The organism is Streptomyces sp. NPDC031225 (genome assembly GCF_055570355.1).
Map to the genome: position 1 here is coordinate 148,402 of NZ_JBVIHJ010000002.1, position 26,666 is coordinate 175,067.

18 protein-coding genes are annotated in these 26,666 nt (G+C 72.2%); 6 read left to right on the forward strand and 12 right to left on the reverse strand.

The window, feature by feature from the left end; translation table 11 throughout:
- Nucleotides 1-127: 127 nt before the first annotated feature.
- Nucleotides 128-1,702, reverse strand: coding sequence for a bifunctional phosphoribosylaminoimidazolecarboxamide formyltransferase/IMP cyclohydrolase (purH, locus tag ACZ48Z_RS03545; RefSeq protein ID WP_468734124.1), 1,575 nt, complete (start codon nucleotides 1,700-1,702; stop codon nucleotides 128-130).
- Nucleotides 1,699-2,346, reverse strand: a complete 648-nt coding sequence (gene purN, locus ACZ48Z_RS03550) for a phosphoribosylglycinamide formyltransferase (protein WP_468734125.1) — start codon at nucleotides 2,344-2,346, stop codon at nucleotides 1,699-1,701. Before purN ends, purH begins: the two co-directional genes overlap by 4 nt.
- Nucleotides 2,347-2,642: 296 nt before the next feature.
- Between purN and ACZ48Z_RS03555 the strand changes: the two genes are divergently transcribed.
- A complete protein-coding gene (locus ACZ48Z_RS03555) occupies nucleotides 2,643-3,446 on the forward strand; it encodes a hypothetical protein (RefSeq protein WP_468734126.1) in 804 nt (267 codons plus the stop codon).
- Nucleotides 3,447-3,495: 49 nt separating this feature from the next.
- On the opposite strand, the gene ACZ48Z_RS03560 is transcribed toward ACZ48Z_RS03555, so the two are convergent.
- On the reverse strand, nucleotides 3,496-5,172 hold the full coding sequence (locus tag ACZ48Z_RS03560; protein WP_468734127.1) for a cell division protein PerM: 1,677 nt from the start codon (nucleotides 5,170-5,172) through the stop codon (nucleotides 3,496-3,498).
- A gap of 96 nt (nucleotides 5,173-5,268) precedes the next feature.
- Here ACZ48Z_RS03560 and ACZ48Z_RS03565 point away from each other — a divergent pair, with 96 nt between their 5' ends.
- On the forward strand, nucleotides 5,269-6,189 hold the full coding sequence (locus ACZ48Z_RS03565; protein ID WP_468734128.1) for a SigE family RNA polymerase sigma factor: 921 nt from the start codon (nucleotides 5,269-5,271) through the stop codon (nucleotides 6,187-6,189).
- 218 nt (nucleotides 6,190-6,407) lie between these two features.
- On the opposite strand, the gene sucD is transcribed toward ACZ48Z_RS03565, so the two are convergent.
- From sucD to ACZ48Z_RS03600, 7 genes are all read right to left on the reverse strand, one after another.
- Nucleotides 6,408-7,292: a succinate--CoA ligase subunit alpha gene (gene sucD, locus ACZ48Z_RS03570; RefSeq protein ID WP_468734129.1), complete on the reverse strand. Its 885-nt coding sequence runs from the start codon at nucleotides 7,290-7,292 to the stop codon at nucleotides 6,408-6,410.
- A gap of 22 nt (nucleotides 7,293-7,314) precedes the next feature.
- Nucleotides 7,315-8,493, reverse strand: a complete 1,179-nt coding sequence (gene sucC / locus ACZ48Z_RS03575) for an ADP-forming succinate--CoA ligase subunit beta (RefSeq protein ID WP_468734130.1) — start codon at nucleotides 8,491-8,493, stop codon at nucleotides 7,315-7,317.
- 777 nt (nucleotides 8,494-9,270) lie between these two features.
- Nucleotides 9,271-9,456 carry a hypothetical protein gene (locus tag ACZ48Z_RS03580; protein WP_468734131.1) on the reverse strand — a complete coding sequence of 62 codons (186 nt, stop codon included), beginning with the start codon at nucleotides 9,454-9,456 and terminating at the stop codon, nucleotides 9,271-9,273.
- Nucleotides 9,457-9,588: 132 nt separating this feature from the next.
- Nucleotides 9,589-10,566 (reverse strand): hypothetical protein, encoded by a 978-nt coding sequence (locus ACZ48Z_RS03585; protein ID WP_468734132.1) that lies wholly within the window; start codon nucleotides 10,564-10,566, stop codon nucleotides 9,589-9,591.
- Nucleotides 10,567-10,849: 283 nt separating this feature from the next.
- Nucleotides 10,850-12,037, reverse strand: a complete 1,188-nt coding sequence (locus ACZ48Z_RS03590) for a VWA domain-containing protein (protein ID WP_468734133.1) — start codon at nucleotides 12,035-12,037, stop codon at nucleotides 10,850-10,852.
- Nucleotides 12,034-14,514 carry a DUF5682 family protein gene (locus tag ACZ48Z_RS03595; RefSeq protein ID WP_468734134.1) on the reverse strand — a complete coding sequence of 827 codons (2,481 nt, stop codon included), beginning with the start codon at nucleotides 14,512-14,514 and terminating at the stop codon, nucleotides 12,034-12,036. The genes ACZ48Z_RS03590 and ACZ48Z_RS03595 overlap by 4 nt, the downstream gene beginning before the upstream one ends.
- 839 nt (nucleotides 14,515-15,353) lie before the next feature.
- On the reverse strand, nucleotides 15,354-16,484 hold the full coding sequence (locus ACZ48Z_RS03600; RefSeq protein ID WP_468734135.1) for an ATP-binding protein: 1,131 nt from the start codon (nucleotides 16,482-16,484) through the stop codon (nucleotides 15,354-15,356).
- A gap of 157 nt (nucleotides 16,485-16,641) precedes the next feature.
- On the opposite strand from ACZ48Z_RS03600, the gene ACZ48Z_RS03605 reads away from it, so the two are divergent.
- Together ACZ48Z_RS03605 and ACZ48Z_RS03610 are read left to right on the forward strand one after the other, a co-directional pair.
- A complete protein-coding gene (locus ACZ48Z_RS03605) occupies nucleotides 16,642-17,997 on the forward strand; it encodes an SWIM zinc finger family protein (protein WP_468734136.1) in 1,356 nt (451 codons plus the stop codon).
- Nucleotides 17,998-18,038: 41 nt separating this feature from the next.
- The gene (locus ACZ48Z_RS03610; protein WP_468734137.1) at nucleotides 18,039-19,655 is read left to right on the forward strand and encodes a DUF5691 domain-containing protein; all 1,617 of its coding nucleotides are present in this window, start codon (nucleotides 18,039-18,041) and stop codon (nucleotides 19,653-19,655) included.
- A gap of 417 nt (nucleotides 19,656-20,072) precedes the next feature.
- On the opposite strand, the gene ACZ48Z_RS03615 is transcribed toward ACZ48Z_RS03610, so the two are convergent.
- On the reverse strand, nucleotides 20,073-20,483 hold the full coding sequence (locus ACZ48Z_RS03615) for a cobalamin B12-binding domain-containing protein (RefSeq protein ID WP_468734138.1): 411 nt from the start codon (nucleotides 20,481-20,483) through the stop codon (nucleotides 20,073-20,075).
- A gap of 569 nt (nucleotides 20,484-21,052) precedes the next feature.
- On the opposite strand from ACZ48Z_RS03615, the gene ACZ48Z_RS03620 reads away from it, so the two are divergent.
- Both ACZ48Z_RS03620 and ACZ48Z_RS03625 read left to right on the forward strand, forming a co-directional pair.
- Nucleotides 21,053-21,934, forward strand: coding sequence for a lipase family alpha/beta hydrolase (locus ACZ48Z_RS03620; protein WP_468734139.1), 882 nt, complete (start codon nucleotides 21,053-21,055; stop codon nucleotides 21,932-21,934).
- Between the two features lie 275 nt (nucleotides 21,935-22,209).
- Nucleotides 22,210-23,769 carry a M23 family metallopeptidase gene (locus ACZ48Z_RS03625; RefSeq protein ID WP_468734140.1) on the forward strand — a complete coding sequence of 520 codons (1,560 nt, stop codon included), beginning with the start codon at nucleotides 22,210-22,212 and terminating at the stop codon, nucleotides 23,767-23,769.
- A 33-nt stretch (nucleotides 23,770-23,802) separates the two neighbouring features.
- Here the strand turns inward: ACZ48Z_RS03625 and pcrA are convergent, their stop codons facing one another.
- Nucleotides 23,803-26,322 (reverse strand): DNA helicase PcrA, encoded by a 2,520-nt coding sequence (pcrA, locus tag ACZ48Z_RS03630; RefSeq protein WP_468734141.1) that lies wholly within the window; start codon nucleotides 26,320-26,322, stop codon nucleotides 23,803-23,805.
- Nucleotides 26,323-26,666: the final 344 nt, after the last annotated feature.

Genomic DNA, 26,666 nt, shown 5'->3' on the forward strand with positions numbered 1-26,666 from the left:
ATGGAGAGGTGGGGGAGGGGAGGGCCGGCGCGAGGTGGCGCCCACGCTGTGGGGGGGGGGGCGGGGGGGGCGGGGGGGCCGCCCGGCCCCCCCCCCCCCCCCCCCCCCCCCCCCACGCTCAGGTGTCTCAGTGGAAGAAGTGCCGCGTCCCCGTGAAGTACATCGTGACGCCGGCCTTCTTGGCGGCCTCGACGACCAGTTCGTCACGGACCGAGCCGCCCGGCTGGACGACCGCCTTCACACCGGCCTCCAGGAGAACCTCCAGACCGTCCGGGAACGGGAAGAAGGCGTCCGAGGCCGCGTACGAGCCCTGCGCGCGCTCGGCACCGGCCCGCTCGACGGCCAGCTTCGCGGAGTCGACCCGGTTGACCTGTCCCATGCCGACGCCGACCGAGGCGCCGTCCTTGGCGAGGAGGATCGCGTTGGACTTGACGGCCCGGCAGGCCCGCCAGGCGAACGCCAGGTCGGCCAGTTCGGCGGCACCGAGGGCCTCGCCGGTGGCCAGGGTCCAGTTCGCCGGGTCGTCGCCCTCGGCCTGGAGGCGGTCGGTGACCTGGAGGAGCGCGCCGCCGTCGATGGGCTTGACCTCGGCGGGGTGCGCGGGCGCGGCCGGGGCCTTCAGCACGCGGATGTTCTTCTTCCTGGCGAGGGCTTCGAGGGCGCCGTCCTCGTAGTCGGGCGCCACGATGACCTCGGTGAAGATCTCCGCGACCTGTTCCGCCATCTCCTTGCTCACCGGCCGGTTGACGGCGATGACCCCGCCGAAGGCCGACAGCGGGTCACACGCGTGTGCCTTGCGGTGCGCCTCGGCGACATCCGAACCGACCGCGATACCGCACGGGTTGGCGTGCTTGATGATCGCGACGGCCGGCTCGGCGTGGTCGTACGCGGCACGGCGGGCGGCATCCGTGTCCGTGAAGTTGTTGTACGACATCTCCTTGCCGTGCAGCTGCTCGGCCTCGGCGAGACCGACACCGGTGCCGTCGACGTAGAGCGCGGCGGGCTGGTGCGGGTTCTCGCCGTAGCGCAGGGTGCTCTTGCGCTCCAGGGCCGCGGCGATGAAGTCCGGGAAGGGAGATTCGTCGGCGGGGGCGTAGGCGCTGGCGAACCAGCTGGCGACCGCGATGTCGTACTCGGCGGTGTGCCGGAAGGCCTCGGCGGCGAGCCGCTTGCGGACGGCGAGGTCGAAGCCGCCGTCCTTGACCGCGGCGAGGACGTCCGCGTACCGCGCGGGGCTGGTGACCACGGCGACCGACGGGTGGTTCTTCGCGGCGGCACGCACCATGGAGGGGCCGCCGATGTCGATCTGCTCGACGCACTCGTCGGGGGCGGCACCGGAGGCGACGGTCTCGCGGAAGGGGTAGAGGTTGACGACGACGAGGTCGAACGGCTCGACACCCAGCTCCGCGAGCTGCTCGCGGTGGCTGTCCAGCCGCAGGTCGGCGAGGATGCCGGCGTGCACGCGCGGGTGCAGGGTCTTGACGCGCCCGTCCAGGCACTCGGGGAAGCCGGTGAGCTCCTCGACCTTGGTGACGGGGACACCGGCGGCGGCGATACGGCCCGCGGTGGACCCGGTGGAGACGAGCTCCACACCGGCCTCGTGCAGCCCGCGGGCGAGCTCTTCGAGCCCGGTCTTGTCGTAGACGCTGACGAGCGCGCGACGGATGGCCCGCTTGCCGTTCTCGATGCTCTCGGCGGTCACTGGATAACTACCTTTCGTCCCTCAATGCGATAGCCGTTGCGGGCGAGCCGCCCCACGACCTCGACGAGCAGTCTGCGCTCGACTTCCTTGATGCGCTCGTGCAGAGCGCTCTCGTCGTCCTCGTCCCGGATCTCCACCACGCCCTGGGCGATGATCGGACCGGTGTCGACGCCGTCGTCGACGAAGTGGACGGTGCAGCCGGTGACCCTGGCTCCGTACGCGAGCGCGTCGCGCACTCCGTGGGCCCCCGGAAAACTGGGCAGCAGCGCGGGGTGGGTGTTGACGAACCGCCCGCCGAAGCGGGCCAGGAACTCCTTGCCCACGATCTTCATGAACCCGGCGGACACCACGAGGTCGGGTGCGTGGGCGGAGACGGCCTCGGCGAGCGCGGCGTCCCACTCCTCGCGGGTCCCGTGGTCCCTGACCCTGCACACGAAGGTCGGCAGCCCGGCCCGCTCGGCCCGCGCGAGCCCCTCGATGTTCTCCCGGTCGGCGCCGACGGCCACGATCTCGGCGCCGTACGCCTCGGGCCCGGTCTTCGCGATGCCGTCAAGCAGCGCTTGGAGGTTCGTACCGGATCCGGAGACCAGCACGACCAGGCGCTTGACCGGCTTGGCCTGCTCGGCCACGGGCTTGGCGGCCACGGCGGGGCCCTTTCTCGGGGGAGCGTTTGTACGGTCGTACGAATGCTTCGGGCCCCCGGATACGGGGAAGTCTACGAAGCGGCCGAACGTCAGCAACGATACCGGCACACCGGAAGGCCCCCACGGGACGGGGGCGTGGCCGGAAGGTAGCGTCTGGGAGGGACCGGTACGGGAACGCGGATGGCGTGCGCCGCGTTCACGGGATGACGGCTCGCGTCGGCGGGCCGGACGAACCGTTCCCGTTCGTTTCACGTAGCCGTGCACGCCACATCCTTCAAGGGGAAGACGCTCACTTGATGTCGGACCGCAGCCTGCGACTCCTCACACTCCCCCGGCAGTCCGTGCAGGGAGGGGAGCGCAGCGGCATGCTGCTGCGGGAACAGCCCGCCTCGCCGCCGGACGCGCCCTCGGGCCCTTCCGGCAAGAAGAACGGCGGCCGGGGCGGTACGGCCGACGAGGACAACCCGTTCGCCCCGCCGCCCGAGGGCACCCCGGACCGTCCGTGGCAGCCGCGCCGTCCCGAGGGCTCGGACGACGACCGGGGCCAGGGCGAGGACAACGGAAACGGCGGCCACACGCCGTGGGGCAGTCAGTGGAGCGACCGCCAGCCCGGCCGCTCCGACGGCGGCTTCGGGCAGCGCCCGGGCGCCGGTCCCGGCGGGGGCCCCGAAGGCCAGGGCACCTCGGGTCCGAACCAGCGCTGGGACCCGACGGACCCCGCCCAGCGCCGCGCCCGCTACTCGCTGCTCTCCGGTATGTGGGCCTTCTTCTTCGCCCTCTTCGGCTGGCCGTACGTGGCCCTGCTGCTGGGCGGTCCTGCCCTGTACTGGGCCATCAGCGCCCTGCGCGCCAAGCCCGGCGCCACCGACCCCGACACCCCGACGCCGCCGCAGTCGGCCCGCCCGCAGACCACGGCGGCGATGAGCGGCCTGGTCACGGCCTCCCTGGCGATCGTCCTGGTGGCCGCCGGCTTCGTCATGCAGCTCGCGTACAGCGACTACTACACCTGCCGGAACGACGCCCTCACCAACGCGGCGGAGCAGTCCTGCTCCGACCTGCTCCCCAAGGGAGTGCGCAACCTGCCGGGCATGGACAACTGACGCCTCGGAGCTCCCCGGACCTCCCCCGACCTCCGCGTCCCGGCGACGGTCAGTCGGCGGCCGGGGGCTTCTCGAGGGGTTTCGTCAGGGGTTTCTCCAGGGGGGTGGCCGCCTCCTTCAGTGCGGCCCAGCGGTTCTCGCGTGACACGTCCTCGTGCCAGGGCGTCGGCGAGGGACCGGTCCCCGCCGTGGGCGCGGCGGGCAGGAAGTCGTACGGCTCGTAGGTGTCGTCCTGGTCGTAGGCGTCGGCTCGGTCGTCGAGGCTGTCTCGGTCATAGGTGCCGTCTCGGTCGTCGGTCTCGTCCTGGTTGTGGGGGAGGGGGTCCTGCGGGGCGGGCATCTTCACCGGATTCATCGGTTCCACCGGTCCGGTCCCGGGCGCGGCCGTCGTCTTCCGCCGCGGGAGCCACCCCCGTACCCCGCCCCGGGTCCGGCACCGCCAGGCCCGCACCCCGAGGGCCACCGGCACCGCCGCTCCGGCGAGCCATGCCAGCGCCGCTCCGCCCACCTGCCACCACACCGGCCCGAACCGGGCCAGCGCGCTCTCTCCCAGCGGCCCTCCGGCCGACGCGGCCAGCAAGGTGACCGCCGCCGCGCACAACACCGCCGCCCACCAGGCGGCACCCGCCGTCCGTCGCCGCGACCACGCCGCGCCCTCCGTACCCCCCGGGCGCCCGCTGCCGGCGCGCCCCACGAACCAGCCCGCCACCACCCCGGCCACCAACGGCACCGCCCCCGCCGCCCAGTGCACCGGCCCCCCGGCCCCCGCCTCCGGCACCGCCGCCAGCAACGGGAACGGCGGCAGCAACGGCGCGGGATCCGACGACAGCGGCCCCACGACATGCCCGGCCCCGAGCACGAACCCGGGCCCGACGGCGTAACTCACCGCCCACACCGCGGCGTTCGGCACCAGCGTCACGCAGAGGAGCAGTACGGCGAACCGGCCCGACCACCCCTCCGTCAACTGCAGGAACGACGCCCGTGCGGTCCCACCGTGCACCACCAGCGACACCCCCAGCAGCACCGCCCCGCCCCCGACGAGCACCGCCGCCCCGGCCCCCGCGGCCCGAGCCGCCGCGCCGAGCCGGGCCCGCGCCTCCACCCCGAGCACGAGCCGACGTGCACTCGCGGGCAGCAGCACCAGTACGGCGTCCACCGCCTCGGAGGGCCGGCCGTACGCCGTCCACACCCCTGCCCCGGCCGCGCCCATGACGAGGGCCGGCAGGCACACGCAGGTCCACGCCCAGGAGGGCCGCAGCGCCCCGCCCGACGCGTACAGCGCGGCGGCCGCGCCGACGGCGAGGTATCCGAGCACGACCCCGGCCCACGCCGTCCGCGCGGGCACCAGGGGCGACTCCTCGTCCCCGCCGGCCGCGTCCCGCGCCGCCCGGTGCACCAGCCACAACGGCAGCGCGAGCAGCAGCAGGGGGGTGAGACCGACAGGGGCGGGGACACCGGAGAGCGTCTCCGCGCGGACCAGTTCCACCCCGTGCGCCAGCAGCCACAGGGCGGCGGCCACGTGCAGCGCGCCGCCCGGCCCGCTGTCGGGATACGGCGAACTGATCCACAGCACGATCACGAGCACGGCGAACGAACCGAGTCCGAGCCCGGCGGCCACCGCGCCGCCCAGGAGGCCGGCGGCCAGGCCGGGTGTCCGGTCGCGCAACCGGATGAGCAGGGGCGACAACGACGTGCGGCGAGCGGTCATCTGGATCACGACCGCCATGCTCCCAACGACACGCGCTTTCTCGTCGTAACAAGCGAACCACCGATGTGTCGCCCAATATACGACTATGTACTTTTTCGTCCGAAGGGGCGCCCTGTGACGCAGAACCCTGCGACCCCCCTCTCCGCGCCGGAGGTGACGGGGCACCAGACAGGACATCAGACGGGGCCTCAGTGGCAGCCCACGGAACCTCGGCCCGAACCCGAGTCCCCCGCCGCCCCCCTGACGCCCGCTCAGGCCTTCGACGCGCTGTACGCGTTCTGCTCCCCCGCGCTCGTCCGGCAGGCGTATCTGCTCACCGGCCGCCGCGGACTCGCCCGCGAGTCGGTCGAACGGGCCTTCCAACTCGCCTGGGAGCGCTGGCCCGAGGTGGCGGTGGACCGGGACCCGGCGGGCTGGGTGCGGATCATGGCGTACGAGTACGCCCTCTCCCCCTGGCACCGTTTCCGCCCTCGCCACCGCCACCCCGAGGCACCCGTCGCCGACCCGTCGGCCCGCGCGCTGATGGCCGTACTCCTGCAGCTCCCGCCATCACAGCGGCGCACGCTCCTGCTGTACGACGGCGTCGGCCTCGACCTTCCCGAGACGGCGGCGGAGACGGAGGCGAGTACACCGGTGACTGCGTACCGGTTGATGAACGCGCGTTCGGCGATCGCGGCCCGGCTTCCCGATCTGGCCGACCCGTCCGACCTGCACGACGGCCTGACCGTGCTGGCCTCCGTGGAACGGTTGCGGGCCGCGCAGCCGCTCGCGGTGAGGACCGGGAGCGAGCGCCGGGCACGGTTCTGGACCCGGGCGGCGATCGCGTTCACGGTGGCGCTGATCGGCACGACGGCGCTCACGCTGCGGACGGCTCCCACGCATTACGAGCCGCCGGTCGCGCCGGGGGCGGAGATCCAGGGCGTGCCGCCGCGGGTGGGGCAGGGTCCGCTGTCGGAGGCGGAGGCGGAACTGCGGGAGAAGCTGCGGGAGTCGATGGCGAGCGGTCCGGAGAGGCTGGTACCGGACGGTCGCTGAGCGCGGGCCGGTGGGGGCCGGTCGCGCAGTTCCCCGCGCCCCTGAGTGGGTGAGGTCGACACTTGCCCGGCTGTACCCACCTAGGGGCGCGGGGAACTGCGCGACCGGCCACGACGCACCCGCAGCCGCCCGACGACCGAACCCGGCACCCCGTAACGCGCCGATGGGCCCGCCCCGAATGACGGAACGAGCCCAAAGACGTACAGCGGGGTACTTGTTCAGCCGGCGAGGATCTCGCGCGCCAGCTTGGCCGTCTCGGTCGGCGTCTTGCCGACCTTGACGCCCGCGGCCTCAAGGGCCTCCTTCTTCGCGGCGGCCGTGCCGGAGGAGCCGGAGACGATGGCGCCGGCGTGGCCCATGGTCTTGCCCTCGGGCGCGGTGAAGCCCGCGACGTAGCCGACGACCGGCTTGGTCACGTTCTTCGCGATGAAGGCCGCGGCCCGCTCCTCGGCGTCGCCACCGATCTCACCGATCATCACGATCAGGTCGGTGTCGGGGTCGGCCTCGAACGCGGCGAGCGCGTCGATGTGCGTGGTGCCGATGATCGGGTCACCACCGATGCCGACGGCGGAGGAGAAGCCGATGTCCCGCAGCTCGTACATCATCTGGTACGTCAGCGTGCCGGACTTCGACACCAGGCCGATACGGCCCGGCTTGGTGATGTCGCCCGGGATGATGCCGGCGTTCGACTGGCCCGGGGTGATGAGACCGGGGCAGTTCGGGCCGATGATCCGGGTCTTGTTGCCCTTGGACCCGGCGTACGCGTAGAACGCGGCCGAGTCGTGGACCGCGATGCCCTCGGTGATGACGACCGCGAGCGGGATCTCGGCGTCGATGGCCTCGACGACGGCGGCCTTGGCGAAGGCCGGCGGTACGAAGAGGACGGATACGTTCGCACCCGTCTTCTCGATCGCCTCGGCGACCGTGCCGAACACCGGGATGTCGGTGCCGTCGATGTCCACGGACGTGCCCGCCTTGCGCGGGTTCACGCCACCGACGATGTTCGTGCCGTCGGCGAGCATGAGCTTGGTGTGCTTCATGCCCGTGGAGCCGGTCATGCCCTGGACGATGACCTTGCTGTCTTTGGTGAGGAAGATAGCCATGGCTGTGTCTGTCCCTCTTCCCTTACTTCGCAGCCGCGAGCTCGGCGGCCTTGTCGGCCGCGCCGTCCATGGTGTCCACGCGCTGCACCAGCGGGTGGTTGGCGTCGGAGAGGATCTTGCGACCCAGCTCGGCGTTGTTGCCGTCGAGGCGGACGACGAGGGGCTTGGTGACTTCCTCGCCCTTGTCCGCGAGCAGCTGCAGCGCCTGCACGATGCCGTTGGCGACCTCGTCGCACGCGGTGATGCCACCGAAGACGTTGACGAAGACCGACTTGACGTCGGGGTCGCCCAGGATGATCTCCAGGCCGTTCGCCATCACGGCCGCGGACGCGCCGCCGCCGATGTCGAGGAAGTTGGCCGGCTTCACGCCACCGTGGTTCTCACCGGCGTACGCGACGACGTCCAGGGTGCTCATGACGAGACCGGCGCCGTTGCCGATGATGCCGACCTCGCCGTCGAGCTTGACGTAGTTGAGGTTCTTCTCCTTGGCGGCGGCCTCCAGCGGGTTCGCGGAGTCCTTGTCCTGGAGGGCCTCGTGCTCCGGCTGACGGAACTCGGCGTTCTCGTCGAGGGAGACCTTGCCGTCGAGGGCGATGACGTCACCGGAGGCGACCTTGGCCAGCGGGTTGACCTCGACGAGGAGGGCGTCCTCCTCGACGAAGGTCTTCCAGAGGGTGACCAGGACGTTCGCGACCTTGTCGGCCACCTCGGCCGGGAACTTCGCGGCCTCGACGATCTGGCGCGCGACCTCGGGGGTCACACCCACGTTGGCGTCGATCGGCGTCTTGGCGACGGCCTCGGGGCGGGTCTCCGCCACCTCCTCGATCTCCATGCCGCCCTCGACGGACGCGATGGAGAGGAAGGTGCGGTTGGCACGGTCCAGGAGGAAGGAGACGTAGTACTCCTCCAGGATCTCCGGGGCCGTCTCGGCGATCATCACCTTGTGGACCGTGTGGCCCTTGATGTCCATGCCGAGGATGTTGGTGGCGTGCTCGACGGCCTCGTCGACGGTGGCGGCGAGCTTGACGCCGCCGGCCTTGCCGCGGCCGCCGACCTTCACCTGGGCCTTGACGACGGACTTGCCACCGAGGCGCTCGGTGGCTGCGCGGGCCGCCTCAGGCGTGTCGATGACTTCACCGGCCAGCACCGGTACATCGTGCTTGGCGAAGAGGTCCCTCGCCTGGTACTCGAACAGGTCCACGCGCTTCCGTCCCTATCAGTGATCTCGCGGTTCGTTGTCTGCGTGGGCGTGCCGCGAGGGCAACGTGACGTCCGCTTCGTATGTCAGTCACAAGGGAGGCGCACACGGTGTCCGAGCGCGCGGCATGTCCGTCTCGCAGGTTATCGCTGCTTGCGGGAGGCCCCTAAATCGAGGGTCACACCTGAGCGGTGATACCTGTCACATGATGCCGCACTCACTGGCACGGGGTGCCGTGTGTGAGGGGTCGAGGGGGTACGGGAGCGGGGGGTGCAGGGACGGGGGGCGGGAGGCCGCGGTGAGGGCGCGGGAGTGCCTGGGAGCGCCTGGGAGTGTCGGCGGTGCTGGCGGTTTTGGGGCCCTGGGGGGGGCTGGGGGTCCGTGGCGGGCCTTGACGGATCCGGGGCGGGCGACGGAAGCGCGCTTGGGCTACGACCGGGCGGGGTTGGGCCGTGGGCGCGGTGACGGGGGCCGTGGGTGCCTCGGATGCCACGACGGGGCCGCGACGAGGCCGGGCCGTGGGCGCGGTCGGGCCGTGGGTGCCGTAGGGGTCGTGGGGCGGCCGTGGGGAAGGGCCTCACCGGGATGGGGTTACCCGGTGAGGCCCTTGATCAGGCCCTGTGAGGGGCCTGGGGCGTTGATCCCCACCCCAATGGGGACCTCTTCGCCCCGCCCGTGAGGTTCCGGCGTGGACAGACCGACGGCATTCGGCCGTCCGGGGGGCCGTCGCCTCACGGAGTCAGTGGTTCGCCGCGGGATGCCCACGGCGATGTGGGGAGATCAGTCGCGGGAGTGGGGGTCCTGCGCTGCGCGTAGCCCCGGGTGGAGGGGTTGGGCCGAGCACGCCGTTCGGGTGACGCCGTCCGCCAGGTGAGTGGCGTACCTGGCCACAGCGCGTGCGAGCGGCACGACGTCACCGGTGACTCCGGTCGCCATGACGATGGAACGGCGGAAGTTCTTGTTCATGAGTGCGTCAGATCCCTGGATCGTGAGGGGCCTGGAAAGGCATGAGGCATGGACCCGGTGGGGTCAGACCTGTTCCGTCCCCGCGCGGCAGATCAGCAGCGGGGAAGGTGGAAGGCCTGCCCTGAACGCGTCCTAGCCGGGGAAGACGGGGATGTCCCGGTGCCTGTCCCGGGTCCCGGCCGCGTCGACATCCGCGGCGGCACCGGGCACGAGCCACGGCACCGCCCGGTGGATGAGGGTGACGGCATACGCGTCGCCGTGTCGCGAGGAGCCGTTGTCCACCGCCGGCTTGCCGCCGAGGGCACCGCCCGGGGTGTCGGAGGGCACCCGGTGCCCGGGCGCAGGAGCGGCGGTGGAGGAGGTGGTTCGGTGGGCGGAGGTGTGCGTGACAGTCTCGGTCAGGGTGTCCCGGCCGGAGAACCGCGGCCCGTACCCGGCATCGGCGCCCACGGGGCCCTTCTCATCGGCCGACGTCGTTGCCGCGTGACCACCCGGCTGCAACCGCGGCGCCGAAGTGACCGGCGTCGGCACTGGCAGGGTCCGGACCGGAACCCCGGGCAGGGTCGGCCACGTCGGGGACTGCGGGAACGACGGCAGCGGCGGCAACTCCGGCAGCGAGGCCGGCGGCGACATCCCGACCGTCCCGGTCAACCCCGTGGTCACGGTCTCGACCAGTTCTCCGACCGGCCGCACGACCTGGTCCCCCACCACCCCCACGAGGTCCTCGGTCACCGGACGGAGAACCTTGCCGTCGGCCGGGTGAGCGAGCACGTCGGTGAGCGCGTCGGGAACGGTGTCGGGCACCGGGTTACGGGGGCTGAAGGCACCGGCACGGCGATGGCCGGGCTCGGCCGAACTGAAGACGGGGGCAACCGGCTCAAGGGCGCTGCCCTTCGCCGGACCCACGCGTGTGCCGGCGACCGTGCCCACGCCCGGGTCCGCAGCCGCGCCCGGCCCCACGGCCGTAGCCACGTCGTCCGCGCCCTCGGCCGCCGGTTTCACCAGCCCGGCGACCGCGCTGCCCGGCAACGCCCCGATACCGTCCGCCGCCTGCGCCTGCTCCCCCCAGAGGAAGCCGAGCACGAGCAACCCGCCCAAAAGCAGCCCCACTTGCAGTGCACGCCGTCCGATCGCCACGCGCAGGACGCGCACAGCGACACCGGGACATGCTGCTGACGGGGCCAAGAGAGGTCGGAACCTTCCATGTGACGGAACCAGGCGAAAGGGAAGGGAGGGGAAACGGAACGGAAGCGTGAAGACTGTGGAGACTCCGATCCTTGCACGGCGCGCCCGAGGTTGCGCAAGCCCCTGTTACCGATGCGTAGTCATATCCGTTTCGCAGGCCGAAGCAGCAGGTCACCAGGTCGACAAATCTCCAACGGGCGCACCGGGTTCACGCCGTGTCCGGTATCGGGAGCGGCCGCTTCTCGATGGCCGCGGCCATCACCTCCGGGAACAGGTCGGGTGTGCAGGCGAAGGCGGGTGCACCCAGCGCGGCGAGCGCGGCCGCGTGTTCCCGGTCGTAGGCGGGCGCCCCCTCGTCCGACAGCGCGAGCAGCGTCACGAACTGCACCCCCGACGCCTTCATCGCCGCGACCCGCTTGAGCATCTCGTTGCGTATCCCGCCCTCGTAGAGGTCGCTGATCAGCACCATCACCGTCTCCGCGGGCCGGGTGATCTGCGACTGGCAGTACGCCAGCGCCCGGTTGATGTCCGTGCCGCCGCCGAGCTGCGTCCCGAACAGCACGTCCACCGGGTCGTCGAGCTGGTCGGTGAGGTCGACGACCGCCGTGTCGAAGACGACCAGCCGCGTGTCGATCGACCGCATGGACGCCAGCACCGCCCCGAACACGGACGCGTAGACGACGGACGCCGCCATCGACCCCGACTGGTCGATGCAGAGGACGACCTCCTTCTTCACCGACCGTGAGGCCCTGCCGTACCCGACCAGCCGCTCCGGCACGATCGTCCGGTACTCCGGCAGATAGTGCTTCAGGTTGGCCGAGATCGTGCGGTTCCAGTCGATGTCGTGGTGGCGCGGCCTGTTGATCCGCGCGCTGCGGTCGAGGGCGCCGGTGAGCGTGGCCCGGGTGCGGGTGGCGAGCCGCTTCTCCAGGTCCTCGACGACCTTGCGCACGACCGCCCGTGCCGTCTCCTTCGTCGTCTCCGGCATGGCCTTGTTGAGCGACAGCAGCGTGCCGACGAGATGCACGTCGGCCTCCACCGCCTCCAGCATCTCCGGCTCGAGGAGCAACGTGGACAGCCCGAGCCGATCGATGGCGTCCCGCTGCATGACCTGGACGACCGAGGACGGGAAGTACGTCCGGATGTCCCCCAGCCACCGCGCCACGGACGGTGCCGACGCCCCGAGCCCCGCCGAACGGTCCCTGCCCGTCTGCCCCTTCCCGTCCCCCCTGCCGTAGAGCGCGGTCAGCGCCCCGTCCATCGCGGCGTCCCGACCGCTGAGCTCGCGCCCGGTTCCGTCGGCCGAGTCCCCACCGAGCACCAGCCGCCAGCGCCGCAACCGCTCGTCGGCCGGGTCGCCCCCGCCGCTCGCCGTCCGCGGTTCATCGGTCGTCATCCCGCCACCCCCGCAAGGTCGTTGTCGTCGCTGTCCGCCAAGTCGCCGTCACGCCCGCCCGGGTCGGCGCGATCGACGTGGCCCGCATGGTCACCGGGGTCGTCGTCCAGGCCGAGCAGCAGCCGCACCACCGGCAGCACGGCGTCCGCGCGGCCGATGTCGAGGTCGTCCCCGAAGCCCGGTATCCCGGTGCCGGTCCCCGCCGCGCTCCCCCGCTGTTCCGGACCCCGCCGGACCAGCTCGCCCAGCGTCCGGCGCACTCCCGGCTCGTACGCCGAGAACGTGCGCCGCAGCAGAGGCAGCACATCGGTGAACGCCTCCGCCGACACCCCGGTGAGCCACGCGTCCACCAGTCCGAGCAGCCGCTCGTCGTGCACGAGCAGCATTCCGCCCCCCGAGCCGCCCCCGACGAACCCCTCGATCCAGGCAGCCGCGTCACCCGGCGGCGTCCCCGGCGACAGCACGAGCCCCATGAGCCGCGCCACGTCGTCCTGCGCCAGCTCCCCGTCGTCCAGAAGCAGCCGCACAGCCCGCCCCCGGACGACACCGGGCACGGTGTCCCGCCCGGAAAGCACCCTGAGCACCACGAACCAACGGCCTCGCAGTCCCGCGGCGTCCACCGCCGACACGGCAGCGCGGTCCGGAACACCCTGCGCCGGTACGGCCGCGGGGTCGTCCCGGCTGTCCCGTCCCGGTATGCCGGCGGGCGCGGCACTCGTGTCGTCGCCCTGTCCCGGCGCCGTCATCTCACCCAGCAGTCCCACCGCTGCGTGCACGGCGTCGACATGGCGGCGCATCTCGTCCGCCGCGTCCGCGTCGAGTGCGGCGCAGGCCGGGGGCAGGCCGACGAAGACCCGTTCGGCGAGGCCTGCCGCGACCTCCGCCAGTGCCCCGGTGTCGGTGCCGCGCACATCGCCGTAACGCAGGGAGCGGACGAGGGCCGGCAGGGCCTGGGCGAGGTGGCCGACGTCCGTGTCGAGCGCGGCTCGATCGGCGAGGACCTGCATCACCGTCGGCAGGGCGCCCGGGAGTTCGGCCAGCAGACAACACTCGGCGAGAGCCGTGACGTCGGCGAGGCCCGGCGCGGCGACGGCATCCGCCTCCGCCTTGGCCGTCGCGGCGGCGAGCACGGTCGTGCCCCACACCCCCGCCTCGGCGACCCGCACGGACAACTCCGGCTCCCACCGCAGCCGCCACGTCTCCCGGAACGTGCCCGTGCTCCCCCGCGAGACCGCCCGCTCACCCCATGCCACGCCCAGCAGCCGCAGCCGGTGCAGCAGCCTGCTGCGCTCGGCGTCGGTCTCCTTGCGCAGGTCGAGCTCCAACTCCCGCTCCAGCGCCTCCGGTTTGAGCCGCAGCCGCCGCTGGATCCGGTCGAGGTCCCGCTGCAACGGCACCGCGGGCGCCGCCTGCGGCACCTCTCCCAGAACGTCGCCCACAACCAGCCGGTCGTGCACCAGAGCCAGCGGGACGTCCGAGCCCTCGCACATCACCGCCCGCACCGCGTCGGTCGTCTCGGTCAGACCGGGCAGCGGCCGGCCGCGCATCGCCGCCAACGTCTCGGCCAGTCGTACGGCCTCGATCACATGCGCCGACGACACGAGCCGGTCCTCGTCCCGCAGCAGCCCCGCCACCCTGGTCAGCCACCGCTCGACGGGTCGGTCCGGCGCGCCGAAGAGGTGCCCGTACCAACCGGGCGAGGCGATCCCCGCGCCGTAGCCGCTGTGCCGCGACAGCCTGCGGTACGTCCACGGCACCCACGTCATGTCCGCCTTGACCTTGGGGAGCCCCTTCAGCAGCGCCCTGTCGGCGGCGACGGTGCTCTTCCGACGCAGCGCGGGCACGTGCCAAGCCCCGCACACCACGGCCACGTCGTCCCCGAACTCCCGCTGCGCCGCCCGTACCTGGAGCCGCATGTACGCCTCCCGGACGAGGTCCCGGTCGTGCCCCCCGGTCCCGTACGTCTCCCGCAACACCCCCATCGCCTCTTCCAGCACGGTGAACGGCTCGAACACGTCGCCCTCTCCCGCGCCCCGGTGCTCGACGACGTCCTCCCACCACCGCTCGGGGTCGTCGTATCCGGCGGCCTCGGCCAGCACACCGAGCGGATCGACCCGTACGGCGTCGTGAGGGGCGGGCTCGTCGGCCGGAGCACCGTCCTCGGCGGCCGGGCCTTCACCGGACGGTTCCGCACCGGGCGCGTCCGGTGTCACGGTGGCGGGCCCCTCGTCCCTCCCCCAGGCCAACGTGTGCGTGGCGGGCAGGTCGATGAAGCGGGCCGGGACGGCGTGTTCCAGCGCCCAGCGGATCGCCACCCACTCCGGGGAGAACTCGGCCAGCGGCCAGAACGCCGAACGGCCGGGTTCGTCCACGGCATGGGCAAGGAGGGCGACCGGCGGCCGCATGTCCTCCTCGGCGGCCAGCGGGATCAGCGGATCGGCCTCGGGCGGCCCCTCGATCAGCACGACCTGTGGCATGGCCGCGTCCAGCGCCGCCCGCACGGACCGCGCCGACCCGGGCCCGTGATGCCGCACCCCGAGCAACAACACCCCCGAACCGGCCCCGCGGCTCCCCCGCACGTCAGCACCGGTCCCCCGACTTTCCGGTACGTCGTCACCAGCCCCGCGGCTCCCCCGCACGTCGACACCGGCCGCCCGACTTTGCCGCACGTCGACACCGGCCGCCTCTCCGCCCCCGGACGCGTCCACACGAGAGCTACCCGCGCTTCCCGACTCCGCGGTCCGAGCCACGTCCGCGCTGTGCGACTCCAGAGTCCGAACGGCGTCCAGGCTCCCCGACTCCTCGACTCGAACCCCGTCCTCGCTCCCCGACTCCGCAGCCCGAACCCCGTCCCCGCTCCCCGACTCCACGACCCGAGCCACACCCCCACTCCCCAACTCCGCGACCCGAGCCACACCCCCACTCCGCGACTCCTCAGCGCAAACCCCGTCCCCGCCCGCCGGGCCGCCGACCCCCGTCACTCCCTCGCTCCCGCACCCGCCGCTCTCGGACCCTCCGCCGCGACTCGTCCCCGCGCTCCCGACCTCATGGGCGCCCATCACTCCGTCCCCCTCCCCTCCGAGGCCACTTGGAGTCGTCCTCGCCGACCATCCCGGTCCCGGTCCCCTCACCGTGGCCGTACCACTCAAGACCTGTCACAGCCATCCCCCTGTCTGCGCGCCTCTCGCCAGCCCGTGCCGACGTCCCGGCATCCGTCCCCCAGTACCCCCGCCGCCCCGGACGACGATCGAACCCCTTGCCTCCGGTGAGGGCTTCTCCGCTCCGCCACCCACGCGGCCCCGCCCCAGGGAGTCGTTCACGCACTCACCTCCCGGCAGGCCCGGTAGAAGTCCTTCCAGCCGTCCCGCTCGCGGACGACCGCCTCCAGGTACTCCTGCCAGATGACACGGTCGGCCGCCGGATCGCGGACGACGGCGCCGAGGATGCCCGCGGCCACGTCGCCTGCCCGCAGGACGCCGTCGCCGAAGTGGGAGGCGAGGGCGAGCCCGTTGGTGACGACGGAGATGGCCTCGGCCGTGGACAGCGTGCCGCTGGGCGACTTGAGCTTCGTACGGCCGTCGGACGTCACCCCGTCCCGCAGTTCACGGAAGACCGTCACGACGCGGCGGATCTCCGCGACACCGTCGGGCACGGCCGGCAGGTCGAGGGAGCGGCCGATCTGGTCGACGCGGCGCGAGACGATGTCGACCTCGGCCTCGACGCTCTCCGGCAGCGGCAGCACGACCGTGTTGAAACGGCGGCGCAGGGCGCTGGAGAGGTCGTTGACGCCGCGGTCGCGGTCGTTGGCCGTGGCGATGACGTTGAAGCCGCGGACCGCCTGCACCTCCTGGCCCAACTCCGGTATCGGCAAGGTCTTCTCGGACAGGATCGTGATCAGTGAGTCCTGCACGTCCGCCGGGATGCGGGTCAGCTCCTCGATCCGGGCCGTCATCCCGTCCGCCATGGCCCGCATCACCGGGCTGGGCACGAGGGCGTCACGGCTCGGGCCGTTGGCGAGCAGCTGCGCGTAGTTCCAGCCGTACCGGATCGCCTCCTCCGGCGTGCCCGCCGTCCCCTGTACGAGCAGGGTGGAGTCGCCGCTGACCGCGGCGGCCAGGTGCTCGGAGACCCAGGTCTTCGCGGTGCCGGGCACGCCCAGCAGAAGCAGGGCGCGGTCGGTGGCAAGAGTGGTGACCGCGACCTCGACGAGACGGCGCGGGCCCACGTACTTCGGGGTGATCACCGTGCCGTCCGGGAGGGCGCCGCCGAGCAGGTACGTCGCCACCGCCCACGGTGACAGCTTCCAGCGGGCCGGGCGCGGACGGTCGTCCTGCGCGGCCAGCGCGGCGAGTTCACCGGCGAAGGCGTCCTCGGCATGCGGCCGCAACACCTCGGCCGGCTCGCCCTGCTTCGGTTCCACGGACGTCGGTTCAACAGACACAGTCATGGCTGAGGCCCCCTCCAGCTCGGCCGGTTCGGATCTGTCACCAACCGTGCACCACGCCACTGACAATGCGATCCCACCTGCGGAAACGTGCTCGCGAGGCGGTCTGCGGGAGCACGGCCCGGGCCGATTGTCAGTGGGGGGATCTACCTTCGATGACATGACTCAGCAGGGGGTGCGCTGGACGGCGGATCAGGTGCTGGCACTGGCTCCTGACCCCGCGTCACGCAAAGCGGGCAGCAAACTCGGCGCGGCCGGTCCGTGGTCCGAGGCGGGGAGTTCCGACGAGGGGACGGTGTGGGGGCTGTGCAAGGGCAGTGGCAGCAAGCCGTATCAGACGGTCATCGACATCGCGGACGCCGCGGGGCCCGCGTACAAGTGCAGTTGCCCGAGCCGCAAGTTCCCGTGCAAGCACGCCCTCGGGCTGCTGCTGCTCTGGGCGGGCGGGGAGGGCGCGGTGCCGCCGGGGCCGGTGCCGGACTGGGCGGAGCAGTGGACGGAGGGGAGAAGGCAGCGCGCGCAGGAGAAGCGGACGGCGGCGGCCGCGGGTGCCGTCGCCGGGTCCGGTGATCCGGAGGCGGCGCGGCGCAGAGCGGAGCGCCGGGCCGCGCGGATCACGGCGGGGGCGACGGAGCTGGAGCAGCGGCTGGCGGACCTGCTGCGGGGCGGACTGGCGGGGGCGGAGCAGGCGGGGTACGGCATGTGGGAGGAGACGGCGGCCCGCATGGTCGACGCCCAGGCGCCGGGACTGGCCGCCCGCGTACGGGAGTTGGGGGCGATCCCGTCGTCCGGACCGGGCTGGCCGGTGCGGCTCCTGGAGGAGTGCGCCCTCATCCATCTCCTCGACCAGGGCTGGCTGCGCCGCGAGCGGCTGCCGGACGGCCTGGCGTCGACGGTCCGGTCCCGTATCGGCCTGCCCACCTCGGCGGACGGCCCGCCGATACGGGACCGCTGGCTGGTCCTCGCCCAGTACGACACGGCGGACACCCGACTCACGACCCGGCGGATCTGGTTGCACGGCACGGACTCGGACCGCACGGCACTGCTCCTCTCCTACGGCGCCGCCGGCCGCGCCCCCGAACTCGCGTTGCCGGTGGGGTTGGAACTGGACGCGGAGGTGTCCGCCCATCCCGGCTCCGGGCAGCTGCGGGCGAGCCTCGGCGAGCAGTTCGCACCGCCCGCTCCCGCGGTGACCCGGCCGCCGGGGGTGACGACGGAACAGGCGGCGGCCCGCTACGGCGAGGCGCTGCGGGACGACCCGTGGCTGGACTCCGTCCCCGTGACCCTGGACCGGGTGATACCGGCCCCGGACGGCAGTTCCTGGCAGTTGGTGGACGCCGACGGCGACTCGGCGCTGCCGCTGACGGCCGCCGCCCGGTCCCGGCCCGGCCTGTGGCGCCTGGTCGCGCTCTCGGGCGGCGCCCCGGTCAAGGTCTTCGGCGAGTGCGGCCACCGCGGCTTCACCCCGCTGACAGCTTGGCCGGAGGGGGCGGGCGAGGCGGTGCGACTGTGCTGACGGGGACAGCTCAAGCTTCCGACCGGACCGAAAGGAACCGTATGAACGAGCCCTCCGCTCCCGCACCGGACGCCTGGGAGGAGCTGGTCACCTCGGCCCTGCTCGGCACCGCGCGCCGGACGCCGCCCGGCCTCGCGCCGGGCCCGGAGGCGCCGATGGCGTTGCTGGACGCGGCGGCCGTGGAGACCGTACGGCGGCGGGCCGGACTGCGGCCGGCGCGGGCGGCGGAGCGGCCGCAGCCGGCGCCCGAGGACACGCGCCCTGCGTTGCCCGCGGCGGCGGCACGCAGGCTCGCGATCCTGCTCGCCGACCGGACGGGCACGGGCGGCGGAGGCAGTGGCCGCAGGGGTACGGCACCGGATCTGATGGAGCTGCTGCCGCAGTGGCTGTCGACGGCGAACACCCGCGGCTACGCGGCACCCCCGCACCTGCTGCCCGCACTGCTGGACGCGGCCCGGGGCCGTACGGATCTGCGGCCGGCGGCACTGGCCTTCGCGGGACCACGCGCCACCTGGCTCGCCCGGCTGAACCCGGACTGGCGGTTCGCCCTGCGCGCGACACCCGGCGGCGGTGCGGCGCTGCCGCCCCCCGAGGACACCGCCGGGGTCCGACAGCTGTGGGAGGAGGGACTGTTCGCGGAGCGGGTCGCGCTCCTCGCGGCGATCCGGTCCCGAAAGGCCACCGCCGCACGCGAGTTGCTCGCCACGACGTGGGCGACGGAGCGGGCCGAGGACCGGCTGATGTTCCTCGATTCGCTGCGGATGGGGCTGGGCCCGGACGACGAGCCGTTCCTGGAGCAGGCGCTGGCCGACCGGAGCCGCAACGTACGGGCCACGGCCGCGGAGTTGTTGTCGGCGTTGCCGGGTTCGGCGCTGGCGTCTCGGATGGCGGTCAGGGCCGGCGCGTGCGTGGCCGTCGACCGCGGCCTGGACACCCCGACGATCGTCGTCGAGGCCCCGCACGAGTGCGACACGGGCATGGAGCGCGACGGAGTCGTACCCAAGGCGCCCACGGGGAGGGGTGAACGGTCCTGGTGGTTCGGGCAGTTGGTGGAGGCGGCGCCGCTGGGGGTGTGGCCGGGGCGGCTCGGTGGGCGGACGCCCGGGGAGATCGTGGCACTGCCGGTGGCGGACGACTGGCGCAACGAACTGCACGCGGCGTGGTGCCGGGCCGCCGTGCGGCAGCGGGACGCCGGGTGGGCGCGGGCCCTGCTCGGGGCGCCCGCGGCGCCTGAGGCCGGAGGACCGGGGGCGGTCTCACTGGCCGAGCGGGCCAAGCTGCTGAGCACGTTGGGCTCCGCCGAACGGGCCGAGTGGGTGGCCGGTTTCATAGCGACGCACGGGTTGTCGGAGGCGTTTCAGCTGCTGGGCGTGTGCGGGGTGCCGTGGGCCGCGCCGCTGGGGCGGGCGGTGGTCGATGCACTCAACATCGCCAGGGACGCGGGGAGTTATCCGTGGAGCTTCAGTGGGGTGATGGGGCTGGCCGAGCGCTGCCTCGACCCGGCGGAGGCGGGGCGGCTGGAGGGACTGATGGCGGTGCCGGACGAGGGCGAGGACGCGAGCCCCGGGGCGGGGGGTTACTGGGCCGAGGCGTTTCAGCGATTGGTCACCACGTTGCGTCTGCGGGCCGTGATGTCGGAGGAACTGGAGAGCGCGTGACCCGAGGCGGGTCCGGTCGGGCAGCGCGGCTGCTGCCTGCCCCTACCCGGCACGAACACTGAAGCCCGCACGACCAGCCCCAACAGCTGCCACCCACGGGGCGCCAGGCGGCTATGCGAGGGGAACTGGAGGGCGTGTGACCCGAAAGGGGCCCGGTCGGGCAGCGCGGCTGCTGCCTGCACCCACCCGGCACGAACACTGAAGCCCCCTCGGCTGGAGAGCGAGTGACGCCGACGGGGCACGTGCACATCCGCAAGGGGCGGACGGCACACTCGCGGCTGCCGCCTGCGCCCGCCCGACAGGGGCACAGGGAACGGGGAACGGCGCAATCAGCCACACCAAAGCACCTCCACCCACCCGACGCCCCACCTCAAAGAACAGCAACACCGGACACAAGGCTCAAGCCCCGCCGACTCGCTACGCCGGCTGACGCACGTTCGCTCGGACCCAGTCCACGATCGACCGGGTCGTCGCCCCCGGGGTGAAGATCTCCGCGACGCCCTTCTCCTTGAGGGGAGGGATGTCGGCCTCGGGGATGATTCCGCCGCCGAAGACGAGGATGTCCGCCGCGTCGCGGTCCTTCAGGAGGTCGATGACCGCGGCGAAGAGCGTGTTGTGGGCGCCGGAGAGGACGGAGAGGCCGATCGCGTCGGCGTCCTCCTGGATCGCGGTGCCGACGATCTGCTCGGGAGTCTGGTGGAGACCGGTGTAGATGACCTCCATGCCGGCATCGCGCAGTGCCCTCGCGATCACCTTGGCTCCGCGATCGTGGCCGTCGAGTCCAGGCTTGGCCACCACCACGCGGATCGGTCCGGCTGCCACACCCATCACTGCCTCCATGAAGCGACTGAGTCCATTTCTACCGACTAGTACCGCACAGACCGGGAATGTGAACGAACGTTATCGCCACCGTCCCGCAACCGGCAGTTTCGTGGTGGGCGCCGAGGGGGAAATCACATGGTGGGACACGTACGGGAGCCGCAACGAGGTCGTCTCACCGCCGCGCCGCAGGCCGCGCGACGCGGCGGTGAGACGTATCGGCGACGGCACGAAGGGCACGCAGGACAGGTAAGGCACGACAGCGGGGAGCCTCGTCGCCACACCGACAGGGCATCTCGTGAAGTCACCGGCGCACCACCAGCACCACCAACACAAGAGGCTCCATCGGCACTGCCGGCATCATCGGCACCGTCAGCACCACATGCATCACCCGCACCACCGGTTCCGTCCACTCCGCCGCCTCACCCGGTGGCCCCGGAACTCCGCGCCGCTCGCCCCACCCACCTCGCGCGCCCCACTCGCGCTCAGTCGACGTCTACGACGACCTTCGCCGCGACTTCCCATGAGCGCACACGGGGGACGGAGCCGTCCTCCCGTGTGCCGACAGGAGGTCGGCCATGAAGGTCACCAAGGCGGCGCTGCCGCTCCTCCCGCTGTGCCAGCGCCTGCTCCCCGGCAGGCTGGCGGGACTCTCCCTGGCCCTCCTGAAGGCGACCGCCCTGGAGATCGCGATCCTCGCGGGGCATCTCCTCCTCTATCCCTCCGGCATCACCCAGGAACGCCGCGCCCCCCTGTCCCCGCTTCCCGCACCGGAGGACGGCGCCGCGCAGCTGCCGGTGGAGGCCAAGCCCCCGGTCGTCCTGCTGCACGGCTTCATCGACAACCGCTCCGTCTTCGTGCTTCTGCGCCGCAGCCTCGCCCAGCACGGCAGGCAGCAGATCGAGTCGCTGAACTACTCCCCGCTGACCTGCGACATCCGCTCCGCCGCGGAGTTGCTCGGCCGCCACATAGAGCAGATCTGCGAGCGCACGGGCAGCACGCGGGTCGACATCGTCGGCCACAGCCTCGGCGGCCTGATCGCGCGCTACTACGTGCAGTGTCTGGGCGGTGACGCACGGGTCCGCACGCTGGTGACACTCGGCACCCCGCACGCCGGCACCCGGGTGGTGCCGCTGGCGGACGCGCACCCGATCGTGCGCCAGATGCGCCCCGGTTCGGAGCTGCTGGAGGAGCTCACCCGCCCGGCACCGGGCTGCCGTACGCACTTCGTGAGTTTCTGGAGCGATCTCGACCACCTGATGGACCCGCTGGAGACCGCCTGTATCGACCATGCCGACCTGCAGGCGGAGAACGTCCGGGTCAGCGGGATCGGACATCTCGCCCTGCCCGTCCACCCGGCCGTCGCGACCGGCATACGGCAGGTGCTCGACACCGCGCGGGCCGGCGAGGAGACGGCCGGCCGCGTGGGCGGCCAGGCGGGCGGACTGACCGTGGCGTAACGGTCGTATCGACCACCGGACACAGGCCGCCGACAGCTCGTCGACAGCCACCGAATCGCGAGCCGAACCCGGAAAGGCCCCGGATCGACCCCGCATCCACCTCGAACAACCTTCGAACACAGGGCCAAAGTCACGCCCGCAGTCCCCCGAAACACAGCCGAATGCCCGTTTCCTGCGCGCCTAAAACCAGTTGAAGATTGTCGCGCCCGCATACCGGCGGGTACAGTCACCGCACTGCTCTGGCAGCCCCTGTTGTCGAGGCGAAAGAGAAGTTGGTGAACGACCGTCACCCGTCGGGGATTCTGACCACTCCGGCTCCGGCTTCCGACGCCGCCTCGTCGCCCTACGCGACGTACGGCACACAAGAGGCCCAGTACGACGACATCACCACGTACGGTGCCTACGGTGCCCCCGGTTTCGACGCCTCAGGCATGACCGGCGCACACGCCACCGGCAGCTTCGAGACCGACCCGCTCTTCGGCAACATGCCGGGCGAGGACACCGGTTCGTACGACGCCTCGACGTGGTCCACGGGCGGCCACCAGACGCTGAACTACGACATGTACGCGGCCCAGCACCACGCCGCCAACGACACCGGCGCGTACGACGCCACGCAGTGGGGCGCCGAACACCAGCAGCTCTCCGCGATCCCCCCGCAGGCCAACGGCCCCGACTCCAGCGGTCACTGGGACGCGCGCGCTTGGCAGCAACCCGACCCCGCTGCGGGCCAGGCCGACCAGACCCAGCACTGGGAATGGGGCACGCAGGCCTTCGACACCGGGGCGTACGACGCCACGCAGTGGAACTCCGACGGCACGGCGGCCGACTCGCAGGGCACGGCGGTCTTCGAGCAGGTCGAGCACGACGAGAGCCAGAACTACGACGAGACCCACGCGTACGCCGAGGCGAATCCTTACGGCGACGCCTACGCCGAACACGCCTCGCACGACGGCGAGTCGGCCAACGCCCTCACCGCCACCGGCGAACTGCCCGCCGTCCACGACGACGACGCCCCGCTCCTGGACGACCAGGAAGAGGGCACCCCGGCCTCTGCTCCGGCCCCCGCCCCGGGGTCACGCGTGGCCGCGCGCAACGCGGGCCGCTCCCGTCGCCGTATGCCCGCCAAGCGTTCCGCGCTGCTGACGATCGCCGTCCCCTCGGCGTGTGTCATGGGTGTCGCGGGGATCGCCGCAGCCTCGGTCGGCACGTTCACCGGCGACGACAAGGACACGTCGACGACCCTGGCGGACACCACCGCCGTCGCGCCGGTCGCCGCGAACAACAAGCTGGACAGCCAGCTCCAGAGCCTTTCGGCCGGTGCGGACGACTTCGCCGACCGGGCCAGCCGTACGCAGGAGCGCATCGACCTCAAGGCCCAGCAGGCGGCCGAGAAGAGGAAGGCGGCGGAGGAGGCGGCCCGCAAGGAGCGGCTGCGCCCGAAGTTCGCGCTTCCGGTCGCCCAGCACGGCCTCAGCGCCTACTTCGGCCAGGCCGGCGTCAACTGGATGTCCGTCCACACCGGTATCGACTTCCCCGTCTCGTACGGCACGACGGTGATGGCCGCGACCGACGGCACCGTCCGCACGCAGTGGAACAGCGCCTACGGCAACATGATGATCGTGACCGCGAAGGACGGCACGGAGACGTGGTACTGCCACCTCTCCAGCTACCGCGTCTCCTCCGGTACGACGGTCCAGGCCGGCGACCCGATCGCGTACAGCGGCAACTCCGGCAACTCGACCGGCCCGCACCTGCACTTCGAGGTACGGCCGGCCGGCGGCTCCGCGATCGACCCGCTGCCGTGGCTGCGCAGCCACGGCCTGAACCCCGCATAACACCCTGGGCCCAGGCCCCTCCGGGGCACCTGCCTACAGCTTCTCCACCGGCGCGTACCGCAGCAGCAGCCGCTTCGGCTTGGGTTCCCCGAAGTCGACCGTCGCCTCGGCGTTCGCCCCCGTGCCCTTGACCCCGACCACCGTGCCGAGTCCGAACTGGTCGTGGGTGACACGGTCGCCGACGGCCAGGGAGACCACCGGCTTCTCCGAACCCCTGCGCGTGGCGAAGCCGGACGCGCCCGACGCCGAGGAGCGGGAGCGGGATGAGGACAGCGAGGCCGCCACACCGGACGCCGGGCGGGAGGAGACCGGGGCGGTCGCCCCGGTGCGCTTCCAGTCGACGTGCTGCGCCGGAATCTCCTCCAGGAAGCGGGAGGGCGGGTTGTACGACGGCTGCCCCCACGCGCTGCGCAGGGCGGAGCGCGTCAGATACAGCCGTTCACGCGCGCGCGTGATGCCAACGTACGCCAGGCGCCGCTCCTCCTCCAGCTCCTTGGGCTGGCCGAGGGCGCGCATGTGCGGGAAGACGCCGTCCTCCATGCCGGTGAGGAAGACGACCGGGAACTCCAGGCCCTTGGCGGTGTGCAGGGTCATCAGGGTGATGACGCCGGAGCCGTCGTCGTCCTCGTCGGGGATCTGGTCGGAGTCGGCGACCAGGGCGACCCGCTCCAGGAAAGCCGCCAGCCCGACCGGGGCCGCCGCGTCCCCCTCCCCTGCTTCCCCGGCCTGTCCGGCCTCTTCGGCTTCCTGCTCGAACTCCAGGGCCACCGCGGCGAGTTCCTGGAGGTTCTCGATCCGGGTCTCGTCCTGCGGGTCGGTCGAGGCCTGCAACTCGGCCAGGTAGCCGGTGCGTTCGAGCACCGCCTCCAGGACGGTCGCCGGTGCGGCGCCGGACTCGACGATCGTACGGAGCTCCTCCATGAGGACGTTGAACCGCTTGACGGCGTTCGTCGACCGCGCGGCCATGCCGTACGCCTCGTCGACGCGCTTGAGCGCCTGCGGGAAGCTGATCTTCTCGCGCTGGGACAGGGCGTCGATCATCGCCTCGGCGCGGTCGCCGATGCCCCGCTTGGGGACGTTGAGGATCCGGCGCAGCGGCACGGAGTCCTCGGGGTTGGCGAGGACACGCAGGTAGGCCAGGACGTCCCGGACCTCCTTGCGTTCGTAGAAGCGGACGCCGCCGACGACCTTGTAGGGCAGGCCGACGCGGATGAAGATCTCTTCGAAGACACGGGACTGGGCGTTGGTGCGGTAGAAGACGGCGACGTCACCGGCCTTCGCGTCGCCCGCGTCGGTGAGACGGTCTATCTCCTCCGCGACGAACTGCGCCTCGTCGTGCTCGGTGTCGGCGACATAGCCGGTGATGCGCGCGCCCGCGCCCGCGTTGGTCCACAGGTTCTTGGGGCGGCGGGACTCGTTGCGCTCGATGACGGCGTTGGCGGCGGTGAGGATCGTCTGGGTGGAGCGGTAGTTCTGCTCCAGGAGGATCGTCGTCGCCTGCGGGTAGTCCTCCTCGAACTGGAGGATGTTGCGGATGGTCGCGCCGCGGAAGGCGTAGATCGACTGGTCGGCGTCGCCCACGACGCACAGTTCGGCGGGCGGCAGGTCGTGCTCGGCGGGCGGTACGTCGACGGGGTGCTCGGAGGTTCCGACCAGCTCCCTGACCAGCGCGTACTGGGCGTGGTTGGTGTCCTGGTACTCGTCGACGAGGACGTGGCGGAAGCGGCGGCGGTAGTGCTCGGCGACGTCCGGGAAGGCGCGCAGGAGGTTGACCGTCGTCATGATCAGGTCGTCGAAGTCGAGCGCGTTGGCCTCGCGGAGACGGGACTGGTACATGGCGTAGGCCTGGGCGAGGGTCTTCTCGAAGCCGTCGGAGGCCTGGGCGGCGAAGTCCTCCTCGTCGATCAGCTCGTTCTTGAGGTTGCTGATCTTGGCGCTGAAGGACTTCGGCGGGAAGCGCTTGGGGTCGAGGTCCAGGTCACGGCAGACGAGGGCCATGAGGCGCTTGGAGTCGGCGGCGTCGTAGATCGAGAACGACGAGGTGAAGCCGAGCCGCTTGCTCTCGCGCCGCAGGATCCGCACACACGCGCTGTGGAAGGTCATCACCCACATCGCGTTCGCGCGCGGGCCGACGAGCTGCTCGACGCGCTCCTTCATCTCGCCCGCGGCCTTGTTGGTGAAGGTGATCGCGAGGATCTGGCCCGGGTGGACATGCCGCTCGCCCAGGAGGTGGGCGATGCGGTGGGTGAGCACGCGGGTCTTGCCGGAGCCCGCGCCGGCCACGATGAGCAGCGGGGTGCCGGAGTGCACGACGGCCGCGCGCTGGTTCTCGTTCAGCCCGTCCAGGAGCGCGGCCGGGTCCACCACCGGGCGGGGGGCGCCGTCGCGGTAGTACGCGTCCCGGTCCGGCGGCACGTCGAACTTCCCGCCGAACAGGTCGTCCGGAACGGTCTCCGGTCCGTGCTCGTCCTCGGGCGGCGGCGGAGGCTCCTCCACGTGCCCGCGAGGGGTCTGGAGGTCCGCCAGGAAGCTGTCGTCAAAGAGGCTGCTCATCGCTCTCCGAGTCTAGGGTGCGCCACTGACAGCCCGCCGCCGCCCCGAGAACATCGGCGGAATCCGGGGCCGGACACCGCTCGGGATCCGGGGATCTTCCGGGCCTCGCCGTCGCCAGGACCGACGGCGGCACCTCACGGCCGCACCCCCTGTCACCCCGCCTCGATGAGAATGCGCATCATTCTCCGCAGATCACTGCGTATCGGCCACGCAGAGCGACCGATGGGGCCAAGGTCACGAAAACGTATCGGGCATATCGAACACCAACCTTCACAAGGACCACACCAGTTGGTTACCGTGCTGAGCAGGCCGTACGACCCCCACCGGCGAACGTCGCCGGACCG